The sequence below is a fragment of the Helicobacter pylori genome, from assembly GCF_001653475.1.
In the GTDB taxonomy this organism is placed as follows: domain Bacteria; phylum Campylobacterota; class Campylobacteria; order Campylobacterales; family Helicobacteraceae; genus Helicobacter; species Helicobacter pylori_CM.
Genome location: NZ_CP011487.1, coordinates 383,918 through 405,615, shown reverse-complemented (window position 1 = coordinate 405,615; position 21,698 = coordinate 383,918). Strand labels below are relative to the sequence as shown.

The window sequence follows — 21,698 nt, the reverse complement described above, 5'->3', positions numbered from 1 at the left end:
TTGAATGCCCTTTTTAAAAGCCCTAGAATCTTTTGATGCGCCCTTTTTAGAAAAAGAAATTTTAAAGCGTTTTAGGGATAATTTAGTTTTTTTCAAATCTTATAATCCCAATCTTTTTAATGCTCTCAATACGCCTTTTAAAAATTACCGATTGCTTTTTGAAAAAAACCACTTCAATCTCTTACACACGCACACAAACGCTTTAAGCTACCCTAAAAATCAAATGATAGAAATCGCTTTTAACATGGCTTCTGACCCCTTGAATAATCCCAGATGGTCATTAGACAATAACCACCTCTCTTTAAATTATTTAAAAACTCAAAACAACCACAAACTCCCCCTAACCCTTAAAGCCACGCATGCGATCTTAAACTTTTTAAATAACCATCAAACGCCTTGCTCTTTAAAGAAATTCTTACCCCCTACCATAATTTATGGCGTCTTGGACGGCTTGTTTTTGGCGATTTTACAGGCTCAAAATTACCGCTTCCATTCGCTTTATTTGTTTGAAGAAAATTTAGATTTGTTTAAAATCAGCTGTTATTTTACGCGTTATAAAGATTTGATTATAAAAGGGGCTAAACTCTTTATTCAAGGGTTTTTTAACCCCAATGAATTGAAAATGGATTTTTTGAAACGCCCTATCACGCATTCTTTTTTAAAGCTAGAAATCATGCCCTATAAAAGCGCTTTTAATTCACGCATGAAAGAAAACATTCAAAGCTATTACAAACAAGCTTTAAGGGGTTGGGGGAGTTTTGAAGATGAATTACTAGGATTAAAAAACACGCTTAAAAACTTACCCTTATATCCAACTCTAAAAACCAAACCTAAAAAGATTAACTCCCCTATTTGCGTGGTGGGTAATGGGCCAAGCTTGGATTTATTGTTGGATTTTTTAAAAGAAAATGAAGACAAATTCATTATTTTTTCATGCGGAACCGCTTTAAAGCCTTTAAAAACGCATGGCGTTAAAGTGGATTTTCAAATAGAAGTGGAGCGCACAGACTATCTTAAAGAGGTTTTGGAAAAAGCCCCCCTAGAAGACACCCCCTTAATGGGGGCTAACATGCTCAATCCTAACGCTTTTAATACAGCCAAAGAAGCCTTAATGTTTATGCGTGGGGGGAGCGCTTGCGCGTATATAGACCCTTTAAGCATAGAATACGCCGCACCTTTTGTGGGCAATGCCGGGGTGGCTTTAGCGAGTTTGATGAGCGATGAAATTTATTTGTGTGCTTTAGATTGCGCTTATATTAAAGGGTTTAAAAAGCACGCTAAAAATTCCTATTATGAAAATGAAAAAGAAATTGACACTTCGTCTTTAATCAGCGTAGAGGGTAATTTTAAAGGTTATGAAACTTTTAGCGACTCGCTTTTTTTGCTCTCTAAAGAAAGGATTGAAGAAGCCCTTAATTATTACCAGCCTAAAAAAGTCTATAATTTAAGTTATGGGGCTAAAATCAAGCATGCTGTTAGCCTGAATTACTCTCAAGTGGGATTGAAAAATCCCGACAAACAAGAAGCTATCGCTCGCATTAAAAGCATGTTTAGCCCTAGAAATAATCATGCTAACGATTTAAAAAATTTACAAAAAAATCTTATTAGTTTTAAAGAGGATTTTTTCACGCATCTAAACACGCCTTGCAAAACCAAGCAAGAAATATTTGAATGGGTGGATAATTTGAGTGGATTTTGCCAAACCGCCAGCGCTAAAACCCCCACTATAGGCATTTTATTTGAAGGGAGTATCGCTCATATCTTACAAAGCGTTCTAATCGTTTCATTGCATCTTAACGAAAATGAGCTCACACCTTTTATCAACCACTCTCAAAACGCCTTAAAACAATTTCTTAAAAAAGCTTGTTTGTTATTGCAAATGTAACTCAAACAACCATGATTTTTATTTTTACACTATAATAACAACCTTAAACCAAAGGGGTGTTCATGCCATACAATGAAAAAACAAGGGTTCAAATCCCTGCCTTAATGCATTTAGCTAAGTTGGGCTATGATTTTATCCCCATTAATTCTAAAGAAAATAAGCCTAACCTAGATGCAACCACTAATCTTAACGGATAGTTTCACTCAAGCGTTTAAAAGATTAAACCCCACTAAAAACGCAAAAGAAGCGCTCACTGAAATGAAAAAACGCTTGGATTATGGTGATTTAGGCAAAAGCTTTTATGAATACTTGCTCAAAAGCGAACATCAAATCATAGACTTTGATAACCCTAACCATAATCTTTATGAAATGATGGCTGAATTACCCTACAAATCTTTTAGACCTGATATAACCCTTTTTATCAACGGCTTGCCTTTGGTGAATATAGAAGTTAAACAGCCTTTAGCTCAACAAGGCATTAAAGAGGAAAAAGATCGCCATATCAAACGCTATACAAACACTGAAAACAGAGTTTTTTATAACCTTGCACAAATTTGGCTCTTTAGCGATAACTTACCCTATGATGAAAACAACCCCGATCAAGGCGCGTTTTATAGCGCTTCTTATTCGCCCATTTTCCAACGCTTTATTGAAGCCGATAAGCTAGATATTACCCCCCCCCCGAAAATGATCAAAATCATAGATCGCTTGAAGAAATTCAAAAACGCATCTTAAACGAATTCAACCTTAAAGACACCGCCTATTTAAAAAGCCCTGAAGACACCCCCACAAACTCCCTTTTAACTTCGTTTTGCTCTCAAAAAAGGCTTTGCTTTATCCTAAAATACGGCATTAGTTTCTTAAAAGAAAAAAATTCAGAGTTTAAAAAACACATTTGGCGTTACGCGCAGATGTTTGCAAGCTTGAATGTTTTAAAAGAATTAAAAAAGCATTATAAAAGCAATGAAACCAACTCAAAAGATCCCCTAAAAGGCGTCATTTGGCACACGCAAGGCAGCGGTAAAACCGCTTTAACCTACCACTTAACCAAAATCATAAGAGACTTTTTTAGCCCGCTAGGGAAAAACGCTAAATTTTATTTTATTGTGGATAGGTTGGATTTATTAGAGCAAGCCAAAAGCGAGTTTTCAAAAAGAGGCCTTCAAGTGCATGAGGCAAAAAATAAAGAGGATTTGAGCCAAAAATTAAAAAGCCCTAGCGTGTATGTTGGTCCTCAAGGGAATGATGAAATCATCGTTGTGAATATCCAAAAATTCAAAACCCCCAATGAAAACCTCTCTGATAGCGCTGAAATGATTTCTAAAACAGAATTACAAGAATCCATTCAAAATAGCGGCAATTTACAAAGGGTGTTTATCATAGATGAAGCCCATAGGAGCTATAAACCTGGAGGTTGTTTTTACGCTAATTTGATAGAATGCGACAAGACAGCGGTTAAAATCGCCCTCACAGGCACGCCCCTATTAGAAGAAAATGCGCAAGATAAAGCCACTAAAAAAACTTTTGGCAACTACTTGCACACCTATTCTTATGTAGAATCTATTAAAGACGGACACACCCTAAAACTCCAGTTAGAAACCATTGAAAAGAGCTACAAAGAAGAACTACAAAAAACCTATCGCCTTTTACAAGAAAGCATCACGATTGAATATAAAGAGATTAAAAAAGAAACGATTTTTAATGATGCAACATACATTAAAGCCATACTCTCTTATATCATTAGAGATTTATTATATTTCAGGCGTTTGAATGATGAACATGTAAAGGCTATGGTGGTTTGTTTTTCAAGCGAGCAAGCCAGATTAGCTAATTGTCTTTTTGATGATGCCCAAGAGAAAGTCTTACAACAAAACCCTAACCTGACAATTTTAAACAAACTCAAATCCAGCCTGATTTTGCATGATAAAGAAGAAGTCAAAGAAGAAATTGATTCTTTTAAACATGGGGATACGGATATAGCCTTTGTGTTTAACATGCTTTTAACCGGCTTTGATTTACCCAATCTCAAGCGCCTTTATATCCACAGAGAATTAAAAGATCACAATTTACTCCAAGCCCTAGCCAGAGTGAATCGCCCCTATAACAACATGTCTTTTGGCTACCTTATAGATTTTGTAGGGATTCAAGAAAATTTTGACAAAACGACTGATGATTATTTGAAAGAATTAAACCGATTCAATCAAAGCGATGCCAACAGCGATTCTAATATCAAAGACATCTTTGCGGATCGTGAGGTTTTAGAAAAAGACATTAAAAACGCTTATGATGATCTTTTTAATTACCCCATTGACGATATAGAGAAAATGACTAGCGCCATTGTCAATATAAGCGAAATGAACGAGCTTTCAAAAGTTTCACGCGCCATTAACACGCTTAAAGAGCGTTACAATTTAATCCGCACTTCTGATGATGAAAAAATCCTTTCACTAAAAGAAAAAATTGATATTGAAAAGATCCATAAAATCTCTTCAACGCTCAACCAAAAAGCCAAACAACTCCATGCGTTAAAAAATATCAATGATCCCAAAAATCCGAACGATTTAATCATGTTAGAAGACCTCATCGCTCTTTTAGACTTTAAAATAGAGTTTAAAGAACGCAAAGAATTACGCTTTAAAGAAAAAGAAGAGATTGAAGCCAAAGAGAAGCAAGTTAAAGAGCTTTTAGAGAAAACCACGGACCCAAAGAATAAAGAAATCCAAAAGATTTCTAAAGAGCTTTCAAAACTGATCCAAGAGCCCCTAACAAGCCAGAATTTTAATGAAATTTCTCATTCCTATAGCGCAATCATTTCACAATTAGAACAAAATAACCAACAAACCACCCACCTATTAAATAAATACAACAATGATTTATCTTATGCGAAAACGCATAAGCGCCTTATGGAAAAAGATATTTCTAACCCAACGGACATTTTCACGCTTTTAAGCGCGTTAAAAAAAGCTATTGATAAGGATCTTTCTAAGCGTAAAGAAATCTTATACGAAGAAGGCTTAAAAGATACCATAGAAGTAAAATTAAGGGACACTATTAAACAAAACTCCTCCTTAAAAGATTTAAAAAAAGAAGAAAAAGAATTTATCGCTCAAACCCTTTTTGACGAACTCACACAAAACCACAATCAAGGAAATTTGCATGCCTAATGACGCTTTAAAGCAAATCAAACAAGACACCCTAAACCTCATTGATGATTTAAAAACCATTTGCACGAGTTTTGGTTTAGGGAACGACGGCAACGAATACAAGATCATCACGCAATGCTTTTTGTATAAATTCTTATGCGATAAATTGGAATTCCTTTTTGAACAAGAATTTCCCAACAAAACGATACAAGATTACAAAAACTTTAACGAAGAAGAATAAAGAAGACTTTTTTCTTACCTTAAGATATAAAAAACTCCCCACACTCTCTTATGATGAGCTTTTAAATTATCTTTTTGAAAAACATTTTAACGATAACGATTTACACCTAAAGCTAGACGCTATTTTTGATCGCATTTCTAGCAATAATGCCAAGCTTTTTAACACCATAAGCACAGATAATACCACTATCGCTTTATTTGAAAACATTTCAAAATACATTAACGAAGAGTCTAAAAGGGCTAATTTTACAAGAGCTTTACTAGACAAACTCAAAAATTTTAATTTCAAACAAGCTTTTTTAAACCTGCAAAACCAACAAGGCTATGATTTTTTCGCTCCCATTTTTGAATACTTACTCAAAGATTACAATAACGCCAGCGGAGGGAAATACGCCGAATACTACACCCCTTTAAGCATCGCTAGCATCATTGCTAAGCTTTTAATTAATGAGCCGACTCAAAGCGTCAAAATCTATGATCCAAGCACAGGCACAGGAACGCTTTTAATGGCATTAGCCCACCAAATAGGCACGGATTCTTGCACCCTTTATGCCCAAGACATTTCGCAAAAATCCTTAAGAATGCTCAAACTCAACCTCATTTTAAACGACTTGACCCACTCTTTAAGAAACGTCATTGAGGGAAATACTTTAACCAACCCCTACCATTCTAAAGACTATAAAGGGAAAATGGATTACATCGTGAGTAACCCCCCTTTCAAGCTGGATTTTTCCGACTATCATGCCGAAATCTCGCAAAACAAAAACGATTTTTTCTTAGGCGTGCCCAATATCCCTAAAAAAGATAAAAGCAAAATGCCCATTTACACGCTCTTTTTCCAGCATTGCTTGAACATGCTCAATCCAAAGGGTAAGGGGGCTATAGTCGTGCCAACCGGATTCATTAGAGCTAAAAGCGGGGTAGAAAATAAGATTGTCAGGCATTTAGTGGATGAAAGGCTCGTTTATGGGGTAATTTGCATGCCCAGTCAGGTTTTTGCCAACACCGGCACTAATGTGAGCATCATCTTTTTTAAAAAAACTCCAGATGAAAATAAAGTAGTTTTGATTGACGCTTCCAAACTCGGCGAAAAATACACCGAAAACAAAAACAAAAAAACGCGCTTAAGAGAAAACGATATTAATTTGATTTTAGAAACTTTTCAAAATAAAACCCAAAAATCGGATTTTTGCGCTCTGGCTTCTTTTGATGAAATTAAAGAAAAAAATTATTCTCTAAACCCCGGGCAGTATTTCACCATAGAAGACACAAGCGAGAAAATCAGCCAATCGGAATTTGAAAATTTAATGAAACAATATTCAAGCGAACTGACAAGCCTTTTTGATGAAAGCCAAAGCTTGCAACAAGAAATTTTAGAAGTTTTAAAAGGGGTTAGGTTTGAGTGATAATAAAACGTATAAACTTAAAAATATAGGAAAAATCGTAACAGGAAAAACCCCTAAAACTTCTAATTTAGACTTTTTTAATGGCAAATACATGTTTATTACGCCAAATGATTTGCATGGCACATATCGTATTATTAAAACATCAAGAACGCTTAGTGATAGTGGTTTAAAAAGCATACAAAACAACACAATAGATAATACAAGCATTCTTGTAGGGTGTATAGGTGATGTGGGTATGGTTCGCATGTGTTTTGATAAATGCGCAACAAATCAACAAATAAATTCTATTACAGACATTAAAGATTTTTGTAATCCATACTACTTATACTACTATCTATCTAATAAAAAAGAGCTTTTTAAAAATATAGCTCTCTCTACAGTTGTGCCAATTATTCCAAAAACAATTTTTCAAGAAATAGAAGTCTTATTGCCAAATATAAAAACACAACAAAAAATAGCCCGCACGCTTTCTGTCTTAGATCAAAAAATAGAGAACAACCATAAAATCAATGAGCTTTTACATACGCTCGCTCATAAAATCTATGAATACCATTTCAAATACAAACCTAAAAATGCAAAGCTAGAACGAATTATTATTGAAAATCCTAAATCTAGTATTATGGTTAAAAACGCCCAAAAAACCCAAGATAAATACCCCTTTTTTACAAGCGGGGATAATATCCTATCCTATCCTAAAGCGATCATTAATGGCAGAAATTGCTTTTTAAACACTGGGGGTAATGCTGGTATTAAATTTTATGTAGGCAAAGCTTCTTATTCAACGGATACTTGGTGTATTTGCGCTAACGAATTTAGCGACTATTTATATTTACTGCTCTCAAGTATAAAAACCCATATCAATCAAAGCTTTTTTCAAGGAACTAGCCTTAAACACTTACAAAAAAATTTGCTTAAAAAATATTCTATTTACATGCCGTCGGTGCATGAAATTAAAAAATTTAATCAAATTATGATGCCACTACTCACGCTTATATCCATTAACACAAGAACTTCTAAAAAATTAGAACAAATCAGAGACTTTCTGCTCCCCCTACTTTTAACACAACAAGTCAAACCCCAATAAAAACCAAAAATAAGCAATAACTAAGAAAACTTATATTAAAATACCCCTTTTGATTGCGGAGTATGGCGCAGCCTGATTAGCGCGCACCCTTGGGGTGGGTGAGGTCGTGGGTTTGAATCCCGCTACTCCGACCATGACTTTTTTAAAAAAGCTTCAATTGCTATCATTTCATTATATAATCACACCAAGCAAAATGATTTTAAACATGAGGATTTAAAGGATTTCTATTGAATCGTTTCTTTAACCGAGAGCTTTCATGGTTAGCTTTTAACACAAGGGTTTTAAACGAAGCCAAAGATGAGAGCTTGCCTTTATTAGAGCGCTTGAAATTTTTAGCCATTTATGACACGAATTTAGATGAATTTTACATGATAAGAGTGGCAGGGCTTAAGCAACTCTATGAGCACAAAATCGCCTCTAAAGGCATTGATGGCGCAAGCCCTGAAGAACAATTAGAAAAAATCAAGCATTATTTAGCACATGAAATTGAAGAAAGGGAGTTAGAATTTCAAAAAATCCAAGCCCTACTCTTTAAAAAAGGGCTTTGCATCACCCCCTATAATGAATTGAATTTAGAGCAAAAAGCTAAGGCTAAAACCTATTTTAAAGAGCAACTTTATGCACTCGTTTTGCCTTTTAAGTTGGATTCTTCGCACACCTTCCCGCCTTTAGCGAATCTGACTTTCGCGCTTTTTGCCCGCATTAAAGACAAAGAAACCCAAACCATCTCCCATGCACTCATCAAACTCCCCTCTTTTATTTTCCGTTTTGTAGAGCTAGAAAAAGGCTTGTTTGTGCTGGCTGAAGAAATCGTAGAAGCGCATTTAGAAGAATTGTTTTTAGAGCATGAGATTTTAGATTGCATGGCGTTTAGGGTAACTTGCGATGCGGATATTGCCATCACTGAAGATGAAGCGCATGATTATGCGGATTTGATGAGTAAGAGTTTAAGGAAACGCAATCAAGGTGAAATCGTGCGCTTGCAAACCCAAAAAGGGAGTCAAGAGCTTTTAAAAACCCTTTTAGCGTCTTTAAGGAGTTTTCAAACCCACTCCCACAAAAAGCACAAACCCACCGGCATGCATGCCTATAAAAGCGCGATCATGCTCAATTTAGGGGATTTGTGGGAATTGGTCAATCACAGCGATTTTAAAGTACTCAAATCGCCCAATTTCACGCCCAAAATCCACCATCATTTCAATGAAAACGATCTTTTTAAATCCATAGAAAAACAAGATCTGTTGCTGTTCCACCCTTATGAAAGTTTTGAGCCTGTGATCGATCTCATAGAGCAAGCCGCTAGCGATCCAACCACCCTTTCTATCAAAATGACGCTTTATCGTGTGGGCAAGCATTCCCCCATTGTCAAAGCTTTAATTGAAGCGGCGAGCAAGATTCAAGTGAGCGTTTTAGTAGAATTAAAAGCACGCTTTGATGAAGAGAGTAATCTGCACTGGGCAAAAGCTTTAGAAAGAGCAGGTGCGTTAGTCGTTTATGGCGTTTTTAAACTCAAAGTGCATGCCAAAATGCTAGTGATCACTAAAAAAACAGACAACCAATTACGCCATTTCACCCATTTAAGCACGGGCAATTACAACCCTTTGAGCGCTAAAATCTATACCGATGTGAGTTTTTTTAGCGCTAAAAATGAAATCGCTAACGACATTATCAAGCTTTTCCATTCCTTGCTGACTAGTAGCGCGACTAATAGTGCCTTAGAAACGCTTTTTATGGCGCCCAAACAAATCAAGTCTAAAATCATTGAATTGATCCAAAATGAAATGAACCACAAACAAGAAGGCTATATCATTTTAAAAGCCAACGCCCTAGTGGATAGCGGAATCATTGAATGGCTCTATCAAGCCTCTCAAAAAGGGGTTAAAATTGATCTCATTATTAGAGGGATTTGCTGTTTAAAGCCCCAAGTTAAGGACTTGAGCGAAAATATCAGGGTGTATTCTATTGTGGGGAAATATTTAGAACATGCACGCATTTATTATTTTAAACATGAAAATATCTATTTTTCTAGCGCGGATTTAATGCCCAGAAATTTAGAAAGGCGCGTGGAATTGCTTATTCCGGCCACAAACCCAAAGATCGCTAATAAATTGTTGCATATTTTAGAAATCCAATTAAAAGACACCTTAAAACGCTATGAGTTAAATTCTAAAGGCCGTTACACTAAAGTTTCAAACCCTAACGATCCTTTAAATTCGCAGGATTATTTTGAAAAACAAGCCCTTAAAACCTTTTAAGGGTTATCGTTCAAATCATAAAAGATAAGGATTTAAATGCTTTATTCATTATTAAAAAAATATCTTTTTAGCCTGGACGCTGAAGATGCGCATGAAAAAGTTTGTAAAATTTTAAAAAGGCTTTCTTCATCGCCCTTTTTGTGCAGTTTGATTCATGCTCAATGGGGTTATAAAAACCCAAAGCTTGAAAATGAAATTTTAGGCTTGCATTTCCCTAACCCTTTAGGATTAGCCGCCGGTTTTGATAAAAATATCTCCATGCTCAGAGCGTTAATCGCTTTTGGGTTTGGCTATTTAGAAGCAGGTACATTGACTAATACCGCTCAAATCGGGAATGAAAGGCCAAGGCTTTTCAGGCACATTGAAGAAGAGTCCTTACAAAATGCGATGGGGTTTAATAATTACGGGGCGGTTTTAGGAGTAAGATCGTTCAATCGCTTCGCTCCTTATAAAACCCCTATTGGCATCAATTTAGGCAAAAACAAACACATAGAGCAAGCGCATGCCCTAGAAGATTACAAGGCGGTTTTAAATCAATGTTTAAACATTGGCGATTATTACACTTTCAACCTTTCTTCGCCCAACACCCCTAATTTAAGGGATTTACAAAACAAAGCGTTTGTGAATGAGCTTTTTTGCATGGCGAAAGAAATGACCCGTAAGCCTTTATTTTTAAAAATCGCCCCGGATTTAGAAACAGACGCCATGTTAGAGGTTGTCAATAGCGCTATTGAATCAGGAGCGCATGGGATTATTGCAACTAACACCACGATTGATAAAAGCCTGGTGTTCGCTCCTAAAGAAACGGGGGGCTTGAGCGGGAAATGCTTGACTAAAAAAAGCCGTGAAATCTTTAAAGAACTGGCTAAAGCTTTTTTTAATAAAAGCGTTCTTGTTTCTGTGGGGGGGATTAGCGATGCCAAAGATGCTTATGAAAGGATTAAAATGGGAGCGAGTCTGTTACAAATTTATAGCGCTTTTATTTACAATGGGCCAAATTTATGCCAAAATATTCTTAAAGATTTGGTAAAATTACTCCAAAAAGGTGGATTTTTGAGCGTCAAAGAGGCTATAGGAGCGGATTTAAGATGAGATATTTTTCTGTTAAAAGACTTTTGAGGCTTAGTTCTGTCTTGTTAGTCACTTTAGGAGCGAGCATGCACGCACAATCTTACTTACCCAAGCATGAGAGTATTACCTTAAAGAATGGGTTGCAAGTCGTAAGCGTCCCCCTAGAAAATAAAACCGGGGTTATAGAAGTGGATGTGCTTTATAAAGTCGGCTCTAGAAACGAAGTCATGGGCAAGAGCGGGATCGCTCACATGTTAGAGCATTTGAATTTTAAAAGCACCAAAAACCTTAAAGCCGGCGAATTTGATAAGATCGTTAAGCGTTTTGGGGGCGTGAGTAACGCTTCTACCAGCTTTGATATTACACGCTACTTCATTAAAACCAGTCAGGCTAACTTGGATAAATCTTTAGAATTGTTCGCTGAAACCATGGGTTCTTTGAATTTAAAAGAAGATGAGTTTTTGCCTGAGCGTCAAGTGGTCGCTGAAGAAAGGCGATGGCGCACCGATAATTCCCCTATCGGCATGCTTTATTTCCGCTTTTTTAACACCGCTTATGTCTATCACCCCTACCATTGGACGCCCATTGGTTTTATGGACGATATTCAAAATTGGACTTTAAAAGACATTAAAAAATTCCATTCGCTCTACTATCAGCCTAAAAACGCTATCGTTTTGGTGGTAGGCGATGTCAGTTCTCAAAAGGTTTTTGAATTGAGTAAAAAGCATTTTGAATCCTTAAAAAACCTTGATGGAAAAGCTATCCCCACCCCTTACATGAAAGAGCCTAAGCAAGATGGGGCCAGAACGGCAGTCGTGCATAAAGATGGGGTCCATTTAGAATGGGTAGCCCTTGGGTATAAAGTGCCTGCCTTCAAGCATAAAGATCAAGTCGCTTTAGACGCATTAAGCAAGCTTTTAGGCGAAGGTAAAAGCTCGTGGTTACAAAGCGAATTAGTGGATAAAAAACGCCTAGCTTCTCAAGCCTTCTCACACAACATGCAATTGCAAGATGAAAGCGTGTTTTTATTCATTGCGGGGGGTAATCCTAATGTCAAAGCCGAAGCCTTGCAAAAAGAAATCGTAGTGCTTTTAGAAAAGCTTAAAAAAGGCGAAATCACTCAAGCTGAGTTAGACAAGCTCAAAATCAATCAAAAAGCGGACTTCATTTCTAATTTAGAAAGTTCTAGCGATGTTGCGGGGCTTTTTGCGGACTATTTAGTGCAAAACGATATTCAAGGCTTGACCGATTATCAGCAACAATTTTTGGATTTAAAAGTGAGCGATTTGGTGCGTGTGGCCAATGAATATTTTAAAGACACCCAATCAACCACCGTGTATTTGAAACCTTAAAAGAGCCTTACAACATGCAATTTCATTCATCTAGTGCGTTAATTACGCCTTTTAAAAAAGATTTGAGCGTTGATGAGGCCGTTTATGAAACCTTGATCAAGCGCCAAATTTTTCAGGGCATGGATGCATGCGTTCCTGTTGGCACGACAGGAGAATCCGCCACGCTCACCCATAAAGAGCATATGCGTTGCATTGAAATCGCCGTAGAGACTTGCAAAAACACTAAAACGCCCTCAAATTCAAGCATGAAAGTGTTAGCCGGCGTGGGCAGTAACGCCACGAGCGAGTCCCTTTCTTTGGCAAAGTTCGCTCAAAAAATCGGTGCGGATGCGATTTTATGCGTAAGCCCCTATTATAACCGCCCCACCCAACAAGGCTTGTTTGAACATTATAAAGCTATCGCTCAATCGGTGGAAATCCCTGTCATGCTTTATGATGTGCCAAGCCGAACAGGCGTGTCTATTGAAGTTCCAACCGCTCTCAAACTCTTTAGAGAAGTCCCTAACATTAAAGCCATTAAAGAAGCGTCTGGCTCTTTGAAAAGAGTAACAGAATTGCATTATTATGAAAAAGATTTTAAAATTTTTAGTGGGGAAGATTCACTCAACCACTCTATCATGTTTTCAGGGGGGTGCGGCGTGATTTCAGTGACCGGTAATTTAATGCCTAATCTGATTTCACAAATGGTCAATTGCGCGCTCAAACTTGAATACCAACAAGCCCTAGAAATCCAGAATAAGCTTTTTCATTTGCACCAAGCCCTTTTTGTAGAAACAAATCCTATCCCTATTAAAATGGCTATGCATTTAGCCGGCTTGATTGAAAACCCAAGCTACAGACTGCCTTTAGTGGCCCCAAGCAAGGAAACGATTCAACTTTTAGAAAAAACTTTACAACAATATGAGGTAATTGCATGAACAATTCCAATCACATGAAAAATAAAACCCTAGTGATCAGCGGCGCGACTAGAGGGATTGGCAAGGCGATATTGTATCGCTTCGCTCAAAGTGGTGTGAATATCGCTTTCACTTACAATAAAAATGTTGAAGAAGCCAACAAAATCATAGAAGATGTGGAGCAAAAATATTCCATTAAAGCCAAAGCCTACTCCCTTAATGTTTTAGAGCCTGAGCAATACACGGAGCTTTTTAAGCAAATTGACGCTGATTTTGACAGAGTGGATTTTTTTATTTCTAACGCTATTATTTACGGGCGTTCTGTCGTGGGCGGATTCGCACCGTTTATGCGATTAAAGCCTAAGGGGTTGAACAATATTTACACAGCCACTGTGTTAGCGTTTGTAGTGGGGGCTCAAGAAGCGGCAAAACGCATGCAAAAAATAGGCGGTGGGGCGATCGTAAGCTTAAGCTCTACCGGGAATTTGGTCTATATGCCTAATTACGCTGGGCATGGCAATTCTAAAAACGCCGTAGAAACCATGGTCAAATACGCTGCTGTTGATTTAGGCGAGTTTAACATTAGAGTGAATGCGGTTAGTGGTGGGCCTATTGATACGGATGCTTTGAAAGCCTTCCCTGATTATGTGGAGATTAAAGAAAAAGTAGAAGAGCAATCGCCCCTAAAACGCATGGGCAATCCTAACGATCTAGCCGGAGCGGCTTATTTTTTATGCGATGAAACCCAAAGCGGTTGGCTTACAGGGCAAACGATCGTTGTAGATGGTGGGACCACTTTTAAATAAAGATATTTCTTGCAAAACATTATCCATATCCACCAAAACAAAGAGTTGCAATTCATTAAAAAATGCTTGTTGTGCTATTTTTTCGCCCCTTTGTGTGGGGCTATCTTGTTGGTGCTTTTTCTTGTTTCAAGTGGGGTAAAATCGTTTCAAATTTCTAACCTCTTTAGCAACCAACTGGCTTATATCGTTTTATTGTCTCTTTTTTTATGTGCGCTCGGGTTTATTGCCGGAGCAATTGGTTTTTACAGGCTTTCTAAAATCACACGCCATCTGAGTTTTTTTGAAAATTTTGCTTTTAGTTTTTTGGCGGTGATTTTATGCGCCCTTTTAAGCTATCTTATCCCTAACGCTAGCAACGCTCTTTCGTTAATCGGTAATGGCGTTTCTATTTTTTATTTGCACAAACTCTATAGAGAATTGAGCCTTTACACGCAAGAAAGATTTTTTTTAAGCGGGTTTAGGTTACTGCTTTTTAGTTTCATGCTGGCTCTTTTAGGGGTTTTAGCGCAAGCGTTAGTTGTCCTTTTTTTAACGATCGCTGTGGTTTTAATGTGTGTGGCGCTTGGCTTTTTAGGGCGTGCGTTTTTGAATTTTTCACAAGTCTTTTTGAAAGCATGAAAGTTTTAAAACTCCTGCCTAATTTTTTAACGATTCTACGCATTGTCTTATCCTTATTTTTATTATTTTTATTGTTAAACACGCGCACTTATTTTAGTTTTTTAACCCCCTTTCACATCAACATGATCTCTTCATTGGTTTTTTTGTTTGCCGCGCTCACGGATTTATTGGACGGATACATCGCTAGAAGCTATAAAGCCAAATCGCGCTTTGGGGAAATCTTTGATCCTTTAGCGGATAAAATCCTTATTTTGAGCGCGTTTTTAGGGTTAGTCCATTTGGATCGCGTGAATGCGTGGATCCCGTTTGTGATTTTAGGGCGTGAATTTTTCATTTCAGGGCTTAGAGTCTTAGCCGCTAATGAAAAAAAGGATATTCCTGTCAATGCGCTAGGCAAGTATAAAACCGTTTCTCAAGTCGTGGCGATTGGCGCTTTATTGGCTGATTTAACTTACTCTTATGCGCTTGTGGCTATAGCGGTTTTTTTAACCCTTTATTCGGGGATAGATTACACTATTAAATATTATAAATCTTAATGTTTTAAGATAAGTTTTTAGCTTTCTTTAAAAAATACCTTAAAACTCCGTTCTCATCAAATATTGATAAACATTAGCCTTAACATTCTTTCGTTTTTTTAAATTCTATTTTCAATATTCAATTAAAAAAAATCATTTTATTTTATTTTTGTTATAATTCAAGCTATTTTTATTTTCAATCTAAGGAGGTGTCGCATGAACAATCAAAAGATAACGCATCAAAATATCACGCAAAAACAAGGCGAGCTTAAAAGAGACATGAAAATGCGCCATCTCTTAATGATTGCATTTGGGGGAGCGATTGGCACAGGGCTTTTTGTAGGCACTGGGGGTAATATTGCGAGCGCTGGCCCTTTAGGGACCTTGATCGCTTATTGTTTTGGAGGGCTTGTGGTTTATTGCATCATGCTCTCTTTAGGCGAATTGGCTAGCGTTTATCCCACTACAGGCAGTTTTGGGGATTATGCGGCTAAATTCATAGGTCCTGGCACGGGCTATATGGTTTTTTGGATGTATTGGCTTGGCTGGGTGATCACGGTTGCGTTAGAATACATCGCTATAGGCATGCTCATGCAACGCTGGTTTGCTAGTATTCCTATCCATTATTGGGTTATTTTATGCATTGCGTTAGTTTTTTTACTGAACTTTTTTTCGGTTAAAATTTTTGCCGAGGGCGAGTTTTTCTTTAGCCTGATTAAAGTTTTAGCGGTGATCGCTTTTATAGGCATTGGCACGATTGGGATTATTTATCAAATCTATTTGCATGGGTTTAGTTCTATTTTTGATAACTTCTATTTTGGCGATAAGGGGTTTTTCCCTAACGGGAGCGCAGCGGTTTTTAGCGCGATGCTCGCTGTCATTTTTGCTTTCACGGGCACAGAGGTGATTGGGGTGGCTGTGGGAGAGACTAAAAACGCTAGCGAAGTGATGCCCAAAGCGATTAAAGCGACTTTGTGGCGGATCGTCTTTTTCTTTTTAGGCTCTGTGTTTGTCATTTCCGTTTTTTTACCCATGAGCGATTCTTCTATCACGCAAAGCCCTTTTGTGAGCGTTTTAGAACGCATCAACTTGCCCTTTATTGGCATGGGTATCCCTTATGTGGCTGATATAATGAACGCTGTTATCATTACGGCGATGTTTTCTACCGCTAATTCAGGGCTTTATGGAGCGAGTCGCATGATTTATGGGCTGTCCCAACAAAAGATGTTTTTTAAGGTTTTTTCCAAACTCAACCGACAAGGCATGCCCACTTATGCGATGTTTTTTTCCCTTTCTTTTTCCCTCATAGGGCTTTTAGTCCAAATTTATGCCAAAGAAAATGTCGTGGAAGCTTTGATTAATGTGATCAGTTTCACGGTGATTATTGTGTGGGTTAGCGTGTCTGTTTCGCAATATTCTTTCCGCAAACAATACTTAAAAGCCGGGCATTCTTTAGAGGATTTGCCTTATAAAGCCCCCTTTCTACCCTTTTTGCAACTCATAGGGATCACTGGGTGTATCATCGGCGTGATTGGTTCGGCTATGGATAAGGATCAACGCATTGGGATGATTTTAACGATTGTTTTTGCCATTGTGTGTTACATTGGATACTATTTTACACAAAAAGCTAATGAAAATAACAAAAAAGATTTGATATAATCTTTTTTTAATTTTGAAGTTTAGCAAATTTTAAGGAAGTAACCATGATGAAAAAAACTTTTTTTATCTCTTTGGCTTTAGCGTTAAGCTTGAATGCGGGCAATATCCAAATCCAAAACATGCCCAAAGTTAAAGAGCGAGTGAGTGTCCCCTCTAAAGACGATACGATCTATTCTTACCACGATTCTATTAAGGATTCGATTAAGGCGGTGGTGAATATCTCTACTGAAAAGAAGATTAAAAATAACTTTATAGGTGGCGGTGTGTTTAATGACCCCTTTTTCCAACAATTTTTTGGGGATTTGGGTGGCATGATCCCTAAAGAAAGAATGGAAAGGGCTTTAGGCAGCGGCGTAATCATTTCTAAAGATGGATATATTGTAACTAATAACCATGTGATTGATGGCGCGGATAAGATTAAAGTTACCATTCCAGGGAGCAATAAAGAATATTCCGCCACTTTAGTAGGCACGGATTCTGAGAGCGATTTAGCGGTGATTCGCATCACTAAAGACAATCTGCCCACGATCAAATTCTCTGATTCTAATGATATTTTAGTAGGCGATTTGGTTTTTGCGATTGGTAACCCTTTTGGCGTGGGTGAAAGCGTTACTCAAGGCATTGTTTCAGCGCTCAATAAAAGCGGGATTGGGATCAACAGCTATGAAAATTTCATTCAAACAGACGCTTCTATTAATCCTGGAAATTCCGGCGGCGCTTTGATTGATAGCCGTGGAGGGTTAGTGGGGATCAATACCGCTATTATCTCTAAAACCGGAGGCAACCACGGCATTGGCTTTGCCATCCCTTCTAACATGGTTAAAGATATTGTAACCCAACTCATCAAAACCGGTAAGATTGAGAGAGGTTACTTGGGCGTGGGCTTGCAAGATTTGAGCGGCGATTTGCAAAATTCTTATGACAATAAAGAAGGGGCGGTGGTTATTAGCATAGAAAAAGACTCTCCGGCTAAAAAAGCAGGGATTTTGGTGTGGGATTTGATCACTGAAGTCAATGGGAAAAAGGTTAAAAACACGAACGAATTGAGAAATCTGATCGGCTCTATGCTACCCAATCAAAGAGTAACCTTAAAAGTCATTAGAGATAAAAAAGAACGCACCTTCACCCTCACTCTTGCTGAAAGGAAAAACCCTAACAAAAAAGAAACCATTTCGGCTCAAAACGGCACGCAAGGACAATTGAACGGGCTTCAAGTAGAAGATTTAACTCAAAAAACCAAAAGGTCTATGCGTTTGAGCGATGATGTTCAAGGGGTTTTAGTCTCTCAAGTGAATGAAAATTCCCCAGCAGAGCAAGCCGGATTTAGGCAAGGTAACATTATCACAAAAATTGAAGAGATTGAAGTTAAAAGCGTTGCGGATTTTAACCATGCTTTAGAAAAGTATAAAGGCAAACCCAAACGATTCTTAGTTTTAGATTTGAATCAAGGTTATAGGATCATTTTGGTGAAATGATAGAGGTGGGTTGTCAGTCGCATGTCTTTGATTAGAGTGAATGGGGAAGCTTTTAAACTCTCTTTAGAAAGTTTAGAAGAAGACCCTTTTGAAACTAAAGAAACGCTAGAAACGCTTGTTAAACAAACGAGCGTTGTTTTATTGGCTGCTGGGGAATCTAGGCGTTTTTCTCCAACAATCAAAAAACAATGGTTACGCTCTAATCATACCCCCTTATGGCTCAGCGTTTATGAAAGCTTTAAAGAAGCCCTAGACTTTAAAGAAATCATTCTAGTTGTAAGCGAATTGGATTATCTTTATATCAAACGCCATTACCCTGAAATCAAGCTTGTAAAAGGTGGGGCATCAAGGCAAGAATCCGTGCGTAACGCTCTAAAAATAATTGATAGCGCCTACACGCTCACCAGCGATGTGGCTAGGGGTTTGGCCAATATTGAAGCGCTCAAAAGTTTGTTTTTAACCCTCCAACAAACCAGTCATTATTGCATCGCTCCTTACTTGCCTTGCTATGACACGGCGATCTATTATAACGAGGCTTTAGACAGAGAAGCGATCAAACTCATTCAAACCCCGCAATTAAGCCACACCAAAACGCTCCAATCAGCCCTAAATCAAGGGGATTTTAAAGATGAAAGCAGCGCGATTTTACAAGCTTTCCCTAATCGTGTGAGCTATATTGAAGGCAGTAAGGATTTGCACAAGCTCACCACGAGCGATGATTTGAAGCATTTCGCGCTCTTTTTTAACCCAGCAAAAGACACTTTTATAGGCATGGGCTTTGATACGCATGCATTCATTAAAGATAAGCCTATGGTTTTAGGGGGGGTTGTTTTGGATTGCGAGTTTGGGTTAAAGGCTCATAGCGATGGCGATGCTTTGTTGCATGCAGTGATTGATGCGATTTTAGGGGCGATTAAAGGGGGAGATATTGGCGAATGGTTTCCTGATAATGACCCCAAATACAAAAACGCCTCTTCTAAAGAGCTTTTAAAAATCGTGTTGGATTTTTCTCAAAGCATTGGGTTTGAATTGCTTGAAATGGGAGCGACCATCTTTAGCGAAATCCCTAAAATCACTCCTTACAAACCGGCGATTTTAGAGAATTTGAGCCAACTTTTGGGTTTAGAAAAATCTCAAATCAGCTTGAAAGCCACCACAATGGAAAGAATGGGGTTCATTGGCAAACAAGAAGGGCTGTTAGTCCAAGCGCATGTGAGCATGCGTTATAAACAAAAACTTTAAAGGTAAGGAAGAATTGATGAAAATCTTAATCATTGAAGACGATTTAGCGCTAGCTAGGAGCATTTCGCATAATTTGCATGATTTAGGGCATTTTTGCGAGATCATCTCTAGCATTTCAGAAGAAAATAAAGAGCCTTATGATGTGATTTTAGTTTCTTCTAAAGTTTGCACTCAAGGGCGTTGCGAACATTTTGTGCGTTATAATTCCAAGCAAATCATTATCATGATGGCTTCGCATGTCAATGAAGATGGCGTGAATAAACCCATTCAAGCGGGAGCGAGAGATTATATTCTAAAACCTTTTAAAATGGATGAATTGTTGCGTAAGATCCAATACCACAAAGCCTACCAAGAAATGACCGCTCGCTTGGGATTTTATGAAAATTACTTAGACTTTATCCATGCGGAATTGCCCTTGCCTAAAGATTTTTCTTACCGACCGCCCTTTATCATCCACACGCCCTCTCAAGATCTTGCGAACGCTTATTTATTGCAATACGCTAAAGAAAGGCAAATGGATTTTTCTTTTTTCTCTTTAAAGGATACCACTTGGAAAGAACTATACAAGAATAAAGACAAACTAGAACGCCCTTTTTACATCATGCATTTAGAAGAGCTTAAAAAAGATGAGCAATTGAAATTACTAGAATTGGCCCGTTCATGCCCTATTGTTTTGTCCTATACCCATAAAGAACCCCTAGAATTTCCTAAAATTGTGAGCATTGAATGCGGCAATAAACCCCTATCTTTGTTTAACAACCACACGACTTTCCTTTCCATTCAAGAATATGAAAGAGAAGCGATTAGGCATTTTTCTTCTACTTGCACCGATACAGAATTGGCTAACAAGCTTGGCATTAGCCGCAAAAGTCTTTGGGAAAAACGCCGGAAGTATAACTTACCGCGCAAATAAAAAAAATCCTTAAGCTCTGTTTTCATTGGGCGTTTGATCATAAAATGTAAAAATGCCAAAAGCGTTTTTACAATCAAAAGATCTAAAACAAGCGATAACCTCTCAAAATTTAGCGTATTTAATGAGAATAGAGCTAATTATTATTAAAACAACTTATTATTTGCTATATATTTACTATAATAGTTTAGCCTTTAAAAAAGAGAAATTCAACTTAAGGATTAACCATCAGACAAGCGTTTAACAAGACAAGATTCACGCATTCAAAAACCCTTTTACTAGACATTGATTGCGTTATCCCTAATATTGTTAGGCGTTTGCTCTCTAATAAAACGCTCCCTAAAAGATTCGCCGCTTATAGCTTGCAAGAAGTGGGCATAATCTTTCTTACCACTCAAATTTTATCCATCATGCGTAAAACCCGTTGCTCCAAAACGCTTTTTTTTATCACTAGGGGCAGAGAGAGTTTCCGCTACCAGCTGTGCGATCATTATAAACAAAGACGCCACCAATTTGATGAAGATTTTAGATCTCTTTTAAAAGCCCTAAAGATCGCTTTAGTGGAAAAATACCCCCTAAAAAAAGGGGCTAGAATCCAGGGCGAACATTGTTTTGAATATGAAGCCGATGATATTATCTCTTTTTACAAAAAGAAAGACCCCAAAAATTATGTGATAGCCAGCATGGATAAGGATATTTTGTATTCTAATAGTGGCTCTCATTTCAGCCTCAAAACAAACGCTTTTTTTAATGTGAGTCAAAAAGAGGCTCATTTTTTTGCTTATTATCAGTGCGTTGTAGGGGATAAGGGGGATAATATTAAAGGGGTTAAAGGGATTGGCGGTTTCAACTATAAAGATTTTTTAAACGAAGACGCTAAAGAGCATGAGCTGTGGGAGCAGATCATTCAAGCGTTCAAAATTAAAGAAGATTTGAGCGACAGCGAAGCTAAAGAAAAGGCTCTTTTAAACATGCGTTTAGTCAATATGCACCAGATGACCCACCATGGCGTGATCAAACTATGGGAGCCTGAGTTTAAAAAAACTTTTTTCCCTAAAAAACCCCAAAGATCTGATTTTAAAAGAATTTCTTAAAACAAAAACTTCTTTTAATGTTGATTTTTTAAAAAAAGAAACTATCG

At 37.6% G+C, this 21,698-nt stretch carries 16 protein-coding genes, 1 tRNA gene and 2 pseudogenes; all 19 read left to right on the top strand.

Annotation, left to right across the window (positions count from 1 at the left end):
- Window positions 1-4 precede the first annotated feature (4 nt).
- The 19 genes and pseudogenes from AA974_RS01980 to AA974_RS01895 all read left to right on the top strand — a co-directional run bounded on the left by AA974_RS01980 (window position 5) and on the right by AA974_RS01895 (window position 21,651).
- A complete protein-coding gene (locus AA974_RS01980) occupies window positions 5-1,885 on the top strand; it encodes a motility associated factor glycosyltransferase family protein (RefSeq protein WP_064433198.1) in 1,881 nt (626 codons plus the stop codon).
- A gap of 62 nt (window positions 1,886-1,947) precedes the next feature.
- Window positions 1,948-2,620: pseudogene (locus AA974_RS08000) on the top strand (type I restriction endonuclease).
- 176 nt (window positions 2,621-2,796) lie between these two features.
- Entirely contained in the window at window positions 2,797-5,049 is a 2,253-nt protein-coding gene (locus AA974_RS01975) for a DEAD/DEAH box helicase family protein (RefSeq protein ID WP_230380954.1), read from the top strand.
- Window positions 5,042-6,674, top strand: a pseudogene (locus tag AA974_RS01970) (N-6 DNA methylase). Before AA974_RS01975 ends, AA974_RS01970 begins: the two are co-directional and overlap by 8 nt.
- Complete coding sequence (locus AA974_RS01965) at window positions 6,667-7,758, top strand: restriction endonuclease subunit S (RefSeq protein WP_064433197.1); 1,092 nt, start codon at window positions 6,667-6,669, stop codon at window positions 7,756-7,758. Before AA974_RS01970 ends, AA974_RS01965 begins: the two are co-directional and overlap by 8 nt.
- Before the next feature lie 56 nt (window positions 7,759-7,814).
- Window positions 7,815-7,892, top strand: a tRNA-Pro gene (locus AA974_RS01960).
- A 93-nt stretch (window positions 7,893-7,985) separates the two neighbouring features.
- The gene (locus tag AA974_RS01955) at window positions 7,986-10,013 is read left to right on the top strand and encodes an RNA degradosome polyphosphate kinase (RefSeq protein WP_064433196.1); all 2,028 of its coding nucleotides are present in this window, start codon (window positions 7,986-7,988) and stop codon (window positions 10,011-10,013) included.
- Between the two features lie 36 nt (window positions 10,014-10,049).
- Window positions 10,050-11,105 carry a quinone-dependent dihydroorotate dehydrogenase gene (locus AA974_RS01950; RefSeq protein ID WP_064433195.1) on the top strand — a complete coding sequence of 352 codons (1,056 nt, stop codon included), beginning with the start codon at window positions 10,050-10,052 and terminating at the stop codon, window positions 11,103-11,105.
- Window positions 11,102-12,436: a zinc protease PqqE gene (pqqE, locus tag AA974_RS01945; protein WP_064433194.1), complete on the top strand. Its 1,335-nt coding sequence runs from the start codon at window positions 11,102-11,104 to the stop codon at window positions 12,434-12,436. Before AA974_RS01950 ends, pqqE begins: the two co-directional genes overlap by 4 nt.
- Window positions 12,437-12,450: 14 nt before the next feature.
- Window positions 12,451-13,353: a 4-hydroxy-tetrahydrodipicolinate synthase gene (gene dapA / locus AA974_RS01940; protein ID WP_064433193.1), complete on the top strand. Its 903-nt coding sequence runs from the start codon at window positions 12,451-12,453 to the stop codon at window positions 13,351-13,353.
- Window positions 13,350-14,138, top strand: coding sequence for an enoyl-ACP reductase (locus AA974_RS01935; protein ID WP_001065845.1), 789 nt, complete (start codon window positions 13,350-13,352; stop codon window positions 14,136-14,138). The genes dapA and AA974_RS01935 overlap by 4 nt, the downstream gene beginning before the upstream one ends.
- A 9-nt stretch (window positions 14,139-14,147) precedes the next feature.
- Window positions 14,148-14,756, top strand: a complete 609-nt coding sequence (locus AA974_RS01930; protein ID WP_064433192.1) for a hypothetical protein — start codon at window positions 14,148-14,150, stop codon at window positions 14,754-14,756.
- Window positions 14,753-15,292, top strand: coding sequence for a CDP-diacylglycerol--glycerol-3-phosphate 3-phosphatidyltransferase (gene pgsA, locus AA974_RS01925; protein WP_015645287.1), 540 nt, complete (start codon window positions 14,753-14,755; stop codon window positions 15,290-15,292). Before AA974_RS01930 ends, pgsA begins: the two co-directional genes overlap by 4 nt.
- A gap of 195 nt (window positions 15,293-15,487) precedes the next feature.
- Window positions 15,488-16,930, top strand: a complete 1,443-nt coding sequence (locus tag AA974_RS01920; protein WP_064433191.1) for an amino acid permease — start codon at window positions 15,488-15,490, stop codon at window positions 16,928-16,930.
- Window positions 16,931-16,974: 44 nt separating this feature from the next.
- Complete coding sequence (locus tag AA974_RS01915; RefSeq protein WP_064433190.1) at window positions 16,975-18,405, top strand: Do family serine endopeptidase; 1,431 nt, start codon at window positions 16,975-16,977, stop codon at window positions 18,403-18,405.
- 21 nt (window positions 18,406-18,426) lie between these two features.
- Window positions 18,427-19,647, top strand: a complete 1,221-nt coding sequence (locus AA974_RS01910) for a bifunctional 2-C-methyl-D-erythritol 4-phosphate cytidylyltransferase/2-C-methyl-D-erythritol 2,4-cyclodiphosphate synthase (RefSeq protein WP_064433189.1) — start codon at window positions 18,427-18,429, stop codon at window positions 19,645-19,647.
- 16 nt (window positions 19,648-19,663) lie between these two features.
- Window positions 19,664-20,560 carry an OriC activity response regulator gene (locus tag AA974_RS01905; RefSeq protein ID WP_064433188.1) on the top strand — a complete coding sequence of 299 codons (897 nt, stop codon included), beginning with the start codon at window positions 19,664-19,666 and terminating at the stop codon, window positions 20,558-20,560.
- Between the two features lie 52 nt (window positions 20,561-20,612).
- Entirely contained in the window at window positions 20,613-20,801 is a 189-nt protein-coding gene (locus AA974_RS08215) for a hypothetical protein (protein ID WP_064433187.1), read from the top strand.
- Window positions 20,785-21,651, top strand: coding sequence for a 5'-3' exonuclease (locus tag AA974_RS01895; protein WP_080470993.1), 867 nt, complete (start codon window positions 20,785-20,787; stop codon window positions 21,649-21,651). Before AA974_RS08215 ends, AA974_RS01895 begins: the two co-directional genes overlap by 17 nt.
- Window positions 21,652-21,698: the final 47 nt, after the last annotated feature.